Origin of the sequence: Azohydromonas lata NBRC 102462 (assembly GCF_001571085.1) — a bacterium.
In the GTDB taxonomy this organism is placed as follows: domain Bacteria; phylum Pseudomonadota; class Gammaproteobacteria; order Burkholderiales; family Burkholderiaceae_C; genus Azohydromonas; species Azohydromonas lata.
This window is the reverse complement of the sequence record NZ_BCTC01000238.1, coordinates 1-2,295: the sequence shown is the minus strand read 5'-3', so window position 1 is coordinate 2,295 and position 2,295 is coordinate 1. Positions and strand designations below refer to the sequence as shown.

Genomic DNA, 2,295 nt, shown 5'->3' with positions numbered 1-2,295 from the left:
TGGCGCCTTGCTGGACCCTGGCGCAAGAAGCCGTGCCCACGACCACCGTGGCCGGGCGCAGCCTGACGCTGCAGGAAGCGCTCGCGCTGGCCCAGGCCGGCAACCCCGCGCTCAAAGCCAGGCAGGCGCAGCTCGCTGCGGCCGAAGGCCAGGCCACCGACGCCGCGGCGTTGCTGGCGAGCAATCCCCAGCTCTGGACCGAGCGCACGCGCCGCCGCGTGAGTGCGCCACCGGGCACGCCGAGGCAAAGCGAATGGGCTGCCGGCATCGAGCAGTCGCTGGAGGTCGCCGGACAGCGCGGCCACCGGCGCGAGGCCGCGCAGGAAGCGCTCGCGGCAGTGCGGCTGGAGATCGACGACGCGTCGCGCCAGCTGCGCGCCGAGGTGTCGCAACGCTTCTACCGGGTGCTGGCGCTGCAGCGACGCGTCGAGGTGGAAACCCAGGCGTTGCGGCTGTTCGAGGACACGGCCCGTGCCATCGAGCGCCGCCGCGCCTCCGGCGAGGACACGCGACTCGATGCCAACGTGGCGGTGGTCGAGGCCGAGCGCGCTCGCAACGCGCTGGCCGGCATCCAGGAACAGCTGCTGCAGGCGCGTGCCGACCTGGCTGCCGGTCTGCAGCTCGACGCCGGCGAGCTGCCGCGGGCGGCCGGAGAGCTGCAGCTCACGCCCCTGGCGTACACGCGTGACGAGCTGCTGCAGACCGCGCTGTCGCAGCCGCGGCTGCTGGCGCTGCAGGCGCGCGAGCAAAGCGCCCAGTCGCGGCTGCGGCTCGAACGTGCCGCTCGCTATCCGGACGTCACCGTCGGCGTCAACGTCGGCCGCGAGGGGCCGCTCGACGCGCGCGAGCGGCTGACCACCGTCACGCTGTCCGTGCCCTTGCCCCTGTTCAAGCACAACGCCGCGGGCATCGGCCTGGCCAGCACCGAGCTGGCGCAGGCGCAGGTGGAGCGCCGCGCCGCCGAGCGCGACGCGCCCGCCCAGGTGCAGGCGCTGTGGTCACGGCTGCAGAGCCTGCAAGTCCGCGTGGAACGGCTGCAGCGCCTGGTGCTGCCCACGCTGGCCGACAACGAGCGCCTGTCGCTGCGCTCGCGCGAGGTCGGCCAGATCGGGCTGCTGGAGCTGCTGCTCACCTCCCGGCAATCCCTGGACGCCCGCCGCGACCTGATCGACGCCTTGCTGGACTACCACGCCACCCGGGCCGAGCTCGAAGCCGCCGCCGGCTGGACGGGCCAGCCTTGAGAAAGAAGACCATGAAGAAACTGATGCAACCCGGTGGCCGCCGAGCGCTCGTGGCGCTGTCCGTGGCCGCCCTGCTGTCCGCCTGCGGCGGCGCAAAGAACGAACCGCCCGCCGCGAAGGACGAGAAGGCACAGTCGCAGGTCGAGGAAGGCTCCCTGATCAAGCTCTCGCCCGAGGAGGCGCAGCGCGCCGGGCTGCAAGTGCAGGCGCTGCAGCGCGAGGTCCAGGCCGACGTCGTCACCGTCACCGCCACCATCCGCGCCAACCAGGACCACTTCGCCCACGTCGCGCCCCGCGTTGAAGGCCGCCTCACGCAGGTCGTGGCCCGGCTCGGCGACCAGGTGCGCGCCGGGCAGACCCTGGCCGTGCTCGACAGCGTGGCCCTGGGCGAAGCGCAGTCCGCCTACCAGCAGGCCCAAGCCTCGCACCGTGTGGCGCAGGGCGACTTCGACCGCGCCAGCAAGCTCGTGGCCGAGGAGATCATTCCGCAGAAGGACTACCTGCGTGCGCAGGCCGAGCTGGAGAAGTCGCGTGCCGAGTTGCGGGCGGCCGAGGACAAGCTGCGGCTGCTGGGCGCGTCGCCGCAGGGCGCCGGCCGGGCCAGCGCGAGCTTCGAGCTGCGCTCGCCGCTGGCCGGCACCGTCATCGAGAAGAAGGCCACCATCGGCGAGCTCGCCGGGCCCGGCGATGCGCTGTTCACCGTGGCAGACCTCTCGCGCGTGTGGATCGAGGCCAACCTCTCCGAAGACCTGCTGGCCAAGGTGCGCGTGGGCGCGCCGGCCAGCGTCACCGTCACGGCCTATCCGGGCGTGCGCTTCCCCGGCAAGGTGAGTTTCATCGCCGGCGTGCTCGACAAGGACACGCGCACCGTGGGCGCGCGCATCGAGGTGGGCAACCAGGACGGGCGGCTCAAGCCCGAGATGTTCGCCACGGCCAGCATCGAGACCGGACAGACCCGGGACGGCGTGCTCAGCGTCCCCGACGCCGCCGTGCTGCTGCTGCAGGGGCAGCCGACCGTGTTCGTGCGCGAGAAGGACGGCTACGAGCCGCGCCC

General features: G+C 73.0%; 2 protein-coding genes. Both read left to right on the top strand.

The genetic code is table 11. The features are described 5' to 3' along the window. On the top strand, positions 1–1,241 hold a 1,241-nt coding region (locus ALA01S_RS30800), incomplete at its 5' end, for a TolC family protein (protein ID WP_157119426.1). An 11-nt stretch (positions 1,242–1,252) separates the two neighbouring features. Beyond that, on the top strand, positions 1,253–2,295 hold a 1,043-nt coding region (locus ALA01S_RS30795), incomplete at its 3' end, for an efflux RND transporter periplasmic adaptor subunit (protein WP_066343553.1).